The organism is Staphylococcus sp. SUC_1.2, from assembly GCF_026222585.1.
The window spans coordinates 1-7837 of the sequence record NZ_JANJPM010000053.1; the positions used below are offsets into that span (position 1 = coordinate 1).

General features: G+C 29.4%; 6 protein-coding genes. All 6 read right to left on the minus strand.

The annotated features are described in order from the left end of the window. Positions 1-3: 3 nt before the first annotated feature. Positions 4-3039 carry an exonuclease subunit SbcC gene (gene sbcC / locus NR218_RS12185; RefSeq protein WP_265883434.1) on the minus strand — a complete coding sequence of 1012 codons (3036 nt, stop codon included), beginning with the start codon at positions 3037-3039 and terminating at the stop codon, positions 4-6. Position 3040: 1 nt separating this feature from the next. After that, positions 3041-4165 carry an exonuclease subunit SbcD gene (gene sbcD, locus NR218_RS12190; protein WP_017174667.1) on the minus strand — a complete coding sequence of 375 codons (1125 nt, stop codon included), beginning with the start codon at positions 4163-4165 and terminating at the stop codon, positions 3041-3043. A 160-nt stretch (positions 4166-4325) separates the two neighbouring features. Continuing rightward, positions 4326-4793: a CcdC family protein gene (locus tag NR218_RS12195; protein ID WP_019835490.1), complete on the minus strand. Its 468-nt coding sequence runs from the start codon at positions 4791-4793 to the stop codon at positions 4326-4328. Positions 4794-4925: 132 nt separating this feature from the next. Further along, a complete protein-coding gene (locus tag NR218_RS12200) occupies positions 4926-5168 on the minus strand; it encodes a YneF family protein (protein WP_037541068.1) in 243 nt (80 codons plus the stop codon). 231 nt (positions 5169-5399) lie between these two features. After that, complete coding sequence (gene tkt / locus NR218_RS12205; RefSeq protein WP_017174666.1) at positions 5400-7388, minus strand: transketolase; 1989 nt, start codon at positions 7386-7388, stop codon at positions 5400-5402. 101 nt (positions 7389-7489) lie between these two features. Beyond that, positions 7490-7729, minus strand: coding sequence for a DUF896 domain-containing protein (locus NR218_RS12210; protein WP_017174665.1), 240 nt, complete (start codon positions 7727-7729; stop codon positions 7490-7492). Positions 7730-7837 lie beyond the last annotated feature (108 nt).

The following is a 7837-nucleotide window of genomic DNA, read 5'->3' on the forward strand; positions in this document are numbered from 1 at the left end:
TTGTTACTTCCATTTAAATTTTGTGTAACTTTGATACTGATTTGTATTTACTTCAAGTATTAATGGGATTCGTTGTTTTAACTCACTCACATGAGAGATAATTCCTACCATCCGTCCAGATGTTTTTAAATTTAATAATGTATCAAGAGATGTTTCTAAAGTTTCTTGATCAAGTGTGCCAAATCCTTCATCGATAAACATTGATTCTAACGTTATCCCTCCAGATTCTTGTTGTACGACTTCACTTAATCCCAATGCTAGAGCCAGTGATGCTTGAAACGTTTCTCCTCCTGATAATGAGCTAATATGTCTTGACTTATTAGAATATAAATCAAATACATCGATTTCTAATCCACTATATCCTTGTGATATTGATTCTCTTCGTTTAAGTTGATATCTTCGCCCGCTCATTATATCTAATCTAATATTTGCTTGATGTATAATTCTTTCTAAATAATAGATTAATACATAGTTTTCAAGCGATAATTTTTGATGATTCTTTCCTGATAAAACCTCAGATAAATTAAAAATTTGTTGCTGCTCTTTTAACTCTTCATCTAAATAGTGAATATGTTTTTCAATTTTTGCAAATTTTTCATCATTTTTCTTAATTTTATATTGTATTGATACAACATCATTAACATACTGATTATATTTTTCTTCGATATGTTCTTTTTGCATTTCAAGATTAGATATATCTTCAAGTTCTTTTTCACTTGTAAGACGTGTTAATCGTTCTATTTCAACGTTATATTTATATTGTTCCTTATCGAAGTGATTAATTCTTTTTTCAATATGCTCTATATCTTGAAGTTCATGTTTTAATTTTTTTATTTCATCTTCATTTTCTAAACCTAATCGTTTCATTTCTTTTCGGATAGTTGTTGTAAAATAATCTAATTCGTTTTGTAGTTCTTTACTCGTAGTCAAATAATTATCAACACTATTTTTTTCTAAAGCTAGCGCATTTTGATATGATTGCATATTTTTATTAGTATCATCAACATGTTGATGATACTCATCAATCTCTTTTCGAAGACTTAAGTAATAATTTTTAAAAGTTTCAATACTTGAATATCCTGTGCTTATTTCAAAATCTTGAATTAAAGTTTGATTCTGACGTTTTTGAGAAGCTAATTTCTCTAATTTAAGTTCCTGCTGATGCTTCTCTTGCTGTAACGCATGAAATTGTTGTTGTAATTTATCTAACTCTTCTAATTGTTGTTGTAATTGTATTTTTTCAGACTTTGCACATTGTAACTTTTCTTTGATTTGGTCTAAATTAATCGATTCATACTCTATCTCTCCTAAATCTGATATGTTTTGAGAGAGTAATTCACACGTCGTTTCGCTTTTACTTAAATGCTGTTTTTTTTCATTAATTTCATCAGAAAGTTTATCAAGTAATTGATGATTTTGATTAATAGTTTCAAAATCAATATGCTGATTTAAAGATTCAACTTCATTTCCACATATTGGACATGTATCGCCAATACGTAACGCTGACTGTATTTCAATAATAAAGGTTTGTTTATCATTTAAATCAATATTACGTTTATCAATGCTTTCTAACTGTTGATTGAGTGTTTCAATATCATTTTTTAAATTTTGTATCTTTTTTGAATGTTGATGATATTGTTGTTTTAGAGAAACTTGCTTTTCATACTTATCTTTTAAACTTTGTTGTTCATCTAATTGTTTTTGTAATTGATATATTTGTTCAGTCAACTCATCAATAGCTTTATTATCCATTTTATAGCTATCAATAGATTGACTCATTTTATGTTCTTTATTAATTAACTGCTCTTGCTCTTCCATCATTTCATTATAATTATGAATAATATGTTCTTGCTCTTCAAATGCTTGTTGATATTTATCCAATTGATGATAAAAAGGCTTCGATTGTTCTAAATTCTCACTTTTTAAGTGGTATGAGTCACTCATCTTGTTTAATTGTTTATGTTCTTTTTCAAGTATGTTTATTTTATTATTTATTTGCGATATTTTATTTTCAGTCTCTATTATTTTGGTTTTTATTATTTGATACTTCTCTTCTTTCAAACGTTGTTGATCATATAAATTAAATAGCATGTCAGTATCTTTTAATCGATTTAATTTTACTTTTAATGCTTGTATGTCTTCAATCTGTTCATCTAATTGATGTTTTAATTGGTGGTATTCTTCTAATTCAATCAGTTGTTGTTCTAAATTTTTATTTAAATCAATGCGTTTTATTATAGAATGTAATTGTTCTTTTTGCTCATTTTTTATATGTAGTCTTTGTTCTTCGAGTTGATGACCTATCGTTTTGAAGTTGGGAATAGCCTGCAATAATTCTTGAGTTTTTATATGATGGATTTGTTTCAATTGAATTAATTGCTCATCATCAAATGCGTCAATATCTTCCCATAGTAATTTAATTTGATCGTATCTTTTTTCAATTTGTTTTTTCTCTTCTTTCATTTCATTTTTGAGCAAATTTTGAATTTCCTCAAAACGTATACTATTAAATAAAGTTCTTAATATCCCCTGTTTATCTGTACTATTGGATACTAAAAATTTTTTAAATTCACCTTGTGGAAGAATAAATAACTGTCTAAATTGTTCAGCATTAACGCCTAGTAATGACTTAATATATTGATTTCCAGCACTGATTTTACTTTCTCTTAATTCATATGTTTCACTTTTAGAATCATATTCATACACATCTAGTTTTCCTGGTGTTTGACTAGTGTTTCCCTCTTTAGTAAAAGCACCTTGACGAATAATTTTGAAATATTTTTCATTAAGTTGAAATTCATATTCAACCCACATAGGAGATTTTGCCTCTGCAAAATGACTTCTTAATCCCGCTTCACTTCTGCCTTCTGTAGAAGCTTTTCCAAATAACGAAAATACAATTGCATCAAATATCATGGTTTTTCCCGAACCAGTTTTACCACTAATTAAAAAAAGCTGATCATTTTTAATTTGAGTAAAATCTATCTTTTCATGTAAGAATGGGCCAAAATTATTTAACGTTAATTTTATTGGTTTCATTTTAGACCTCCTTATTCGATACCAAAGTGATTAAATTATTTATTTTTTCTTCCTGATACTTGGTCATCTCATTATCTGTAATCATCTTATAAAATTGCTTAATAATAGTTTGGTCGTCTTGTTGTTGTATTTGTGTCTGATGTAAAGGCCCCTCATTTTCAAAAGTAATATTGCTAAGCGCAAGAGTATTGGGGAATAGTTGTTTTAAATGAATCATTGGATCACTAATATGCGACATATTTTTAAGTTTGAAATGTATATAATTATCTTTATTTTTAGGTTGAATATGTCCTTGAATCACTTCATCATACTCGCCCTCAACCACTTCAAGCTCTCTTAAAGGTTTAAGTTGCACAAATGATGTTGATAGTTCATTTTTATCTTGAACCACTAAACGTTTATATCCCTTAGGCTGGTTTATTTCTGAAAATGAATATTGTAACAGTGAACCAGAATAATCAATAATGTCATCTTTAATACTAAATGGATGATGTAAATGTCCTAATAACACTTTATCAAATACGTTAAAACATGATTTAGTAACACTTTCAACAGTCCCAATTGTTAAAGGTCTTTCTGAATCCGATGTTTTTCCTCCATTTATCGTTAAGTGACCAATTAAAATATTTATTTTCTCTTTATTCAAATTTTCTACTATATAATTAATACATTTTTCTGTTGCTTGTTGATAAGTTTGAATAGAAGCATCTTTAAAAAATTCTTTTACTTCACTAATAGTAGCAAATGGAAGTACATAGAAATGTACATCATTAAATTCGATAGGTTGATTCATATGTTTTAATTTTGTACGAATAAAGAGTTTGGAATGTTCAAACCATGAAGCTCCATAATTCAATCGTTCTTTACCATCGTGATTACCATTAGAAATAATCATAGGGATATTCATATCTATATTAATAGTATGAATAGCATTTTCAAAAAGATGAATAGTTTCTTTACTTGGATAAGTTGTATCATAAATATCCCCAGCAATCACAACTACATCAGGTTTCTCATCTTTTAAACATTGGATAAATTGTTCTAAAATAAATGATTGGTCTTCAAGAAATTGTTTTCCGTTAAGTATCTTTCCTAAATGCCAATCTCCAGTATGTATAATTTTCATAACATTCCCCTTACTTTTTAAAGCATTATACTTTAATTTTAAAAAAGAGCGAGATTGAATTCTCAATGAACTCACATACTCGCTCTATACTTCAATTCAATTTAATATCAAAAAATAATATTTTATTTAATTTTAGATAAGCTAATAATATTAATCTCTATTATGAGACTAAAGATTTTTTAACATTTTTATATTTATATAACATAGCTAAACGCCAAGGAACAATCATACTAAATGCCAATAAAAAGAACATGCCTCCGATTTCTCCTGGATCAATAGAGCTACTAATAAATATTTTTATGATTGTTCTAATAATTAAAAGTGAAATTAAAATGATTGGAAACGCTTTTGATCGTTTCATATATACCTCAGCGCCTTGAACTTCAAAATGACTTGTCCAGATAAGTACAGATGAAAATATCACACCTAAAATGATAGATTCTAAAATTTCAGGCCCAGTTAATCTAAAATATGGAATAACATACATCAAAGCCCCTGTCGACATAAAGATAGGAGGTAAAATAATTTTCTTTTCATTTACAGGGAACTTTTGTGCTTTCATACGAATAACTATGACAACAATCCCCATAAACAATGCAAATACTATGGAAAAAACTAAATATGCCAAATTTACACCTTCTTATATTCACATAACTAAAAGTTTAATACTATTATACTTCTTAAATACTTCAACTAAAAATGTTTTACAACAAAAACAAAGGATTGTAAACCCTTATGGCATACAATCCTTTAATAACTATTATTTTTTTGAACTCTTCATGTTTTGATCCATGTTTTTGTTCATCATCGTCATCATTTGATTGATTTTCTTTTGAGACGGTTTTTGTCCCATTTGCATCATCATCATACGTAACATTTCTTCATTGATAGGTGGGTTTTTTTTCAAATAGTCCATCATATATTTTCTTGCTAAGAAGAAACCACCAACTAGTCCGATGATAAGTGCTACAATGATTAATAAAATTGCTAACCAAGTTGCCATTGTTTCACCCACTTTCTATATCCTACTGAATTTTACTAAATAACTACCTTGATTTCAAGAGTTAGTTTTAGAATAATACCTCTTCGCTTTTATATTAACAAACTGTTTAACACGAATACTAATATTTATAAATAACTTCATATAAAGTGCTATGCACAAAATAAAAAAGAGCAGGAAAGAACTCATTTTGAATTCATTCCCCGCTCTCTCTATGTTGACTAAATCATAATATTAAAAAGTGCGAATTTGATTTAAAATATTTTCTTTAGTAAAGCCATATTTTTCGACAACTAAGTCTCCTGGTGCACTTGCACCAAAACCATCGATTCCAATTACTTTACCTTCAGTGCCTACATATTTATGCCAACCGAGTGGTGAAGCCATTTCAATTGCAACACGTTTAGTTAATTCTTTTGGAATAACTGATTCTTTATACTCGTCTGTTTGTTGCTCAAAAGCGAACCAGTTTGGCATAGAAACGACTCTTACACCTTTACCTTGTTTATCTAAATCTTTAGCTACTTCAATAGCTAAGCTTACTTCTGAGCCAGTTGCTAGTAATAGATATTCAGGTTTAGTTTCAGTTTCAAATACAACATATGCACCTTTTCGTACGCCTTCTTCAACCGTTTCTTCATCTACATCTAAATAAGGAAGATTTTGACGAGTTAAAACTAGAGATGTTGGTGTTTGTTTAGATTCTAATGCAACTTCCCATGCTACTCTTGTTTCATTACCGTCTGCTGGACGAATGACGTTCATATTTGGAATAGCTCTTAAACCTGCTAACTGTTCAATCGGTTCGTGTGTTGGACCATCTTCACCTACAGCAATTGAATCATGTGTAAAGATAAATGTTGCATTCAATCCCATAATTGCAGATAAGCGTAATGCTGGTTTTAAGTAATCACTAAATACGAAGAATGTAGCACCATAAGGATGTAAACCTCCATGTGCTGCCATACCGTTTACTGCAGCACCCATAGCAAATTCTCTTACACCAAACCAAACATTTTTACCTTCTGGAGTATTAGGATTGTAATCTGTAGCTTCTTTAACATTTGATTTATTAGATCCTGCTAAATCTGCAGAACCACCAAAGAATGAAGGAACAGATTTACTAATTGCTTGAATGATTTCTCCAGAATCTGCACGAGTAGCTGCATTATGATCACTACTGAATTTTGGTAATTCATCTTTATAATTTTCAGGTAATTTACCACTGATTGCCAATTTAAATTCTTCAGCTAACTCTGGATATTTTTCTGTATATGTTTCTAATTTTTCTTTCCACTCATCTTCATGCTCATTTGCACGTTTTAGCATTGTTGTTTGGAAGATTTCATATACTTCTTCTGGAACATTGAAACGTTTTTCTGGATCTAATCCATATGCTTCAAATGTAAGTTTTCTTTCATCAGTACCAAGTGGCGCTCCGTGAACACCATTTGTACCGCTAACGTTTGGCGCGCCGTAACCAATAATTGTTTTAACTTCAATTAACGTAGGACCATTTTGCTGTTTAGCTTTAGTAATCGCATTATCAATTTCTTCTAAATTGTTGCCATCTTTTACTAAAATATGGTTCCATCCATAACTTTCAAAACGTTGTTTTACATCTTCTGAGAAAGATTTGTTAAGTTCACCATCAAGTGAAATATCATTTGAATCGTATAATACAATAAGTTTATCTAATTGATTATGACCAGCAAATGAAGCTGCTTCATGAGAAATACCTTCCATTAAATCTCCATCTGAAGCCAACACGTAAGTATAATGATCTACAACGTTAATATCATCTTTATTAAATTTACCACCTAAATGCGCTTCAGCTAAAGCCATTCCCACAGACATAGCAAATCCTTGTCCTAATGGACCTGTTGTAACTTCAACACCATCTGTATGACGAAACTCAGGATGTCCAGGTGTTTTAGAACCCCATTGTCTGAACTGCTTTAATTCTTCTAATTCTAAGCTTCCAGAGACATGTAATAAACTATATAGTAAAGCAGAACCATGACCTGCAGATAATATAAATCTATCTCTGTTAAAGTAGTCTTTAGATTGTGGATTAAAGTTTAAGTGGCGAGTCCAAAGCGTGTAGGCCATTGGTGCAGCTCCCATAGGCAGACCAGGATGACCAGAATTTGCTTCTTCAATTGCATCAATACTTAATGCACGTATAGTATCAATAGCTAATTGGTCTTTTTCATTAAACATCTTACATACTTCCCTTCTAGAATTAATCATCTTTTTTATATTATAACTTAAAAATATAGTAAATGATAAGATTATAATGTTAATGATTAAAATGTTATTAACTATTGATCATTCTTTTTACTTTCTTGAATTTTTTTAAGTTTTTCCGGCGTTACATCGTTACCTTCTGGATCAATGACTTTGGTACTTTCAATTTGTTGTTTAAATCCTTCTCTAAAAGAATCTAAATATTGTTTACGCAACTTAGATTGCTCTTTTGCTTCAGCTTCTGTTAAACCTTGCTCTTTTTTCTTTTTTGCTAATTCATTAATTCTATCTATATTTAAATTATTATTTGACATGTCATCACACTTCCTATTCTTTTCTTTAATACATATAAAATACTTAATTAATATAACAAAAAGAGACATAGATAAAAAATCTAAGCATCATAAACTCTTTCTAAAATA

Excerpts from the sequence above, each read along its gene's own strand:
- tkt (WP_017174666.1), bottom strand. The coding sequence starts at position 7,388 with ATGTTTAATGAAAAAGACCAATTAGCTATTGATACTATACGTGCATTA.
- sbcC (WP_265883434.1), bottom strand. The coding sequence starts at position 3,039 with ATGAAACCAATAAAATTAACGTTAAATAATTTTGGCCCATTCTTACAT.
- sbcD (WP_017174667.1), bottom strand. The coding sequence starts at position 4,165 with ATGAAAATTATACATACTGGAGATTGGCATTTAGGAAAGATACTTAAC.
- NR218_RS12210 (WP_017174665.1), bottom strand. The coding sequence starts at position 7,729 with ATGTCAAATAATAATTTAAATATAGATAGAATTAATGAATTAGCAAAA.
- NR218_RS12200 (WP_037541068.1), bottom strand. The coding sequence starts at position 5,168 with ATGGCAACTTGGTTAGCAATTTTATTAATCATTGTAGCACTTATCATC.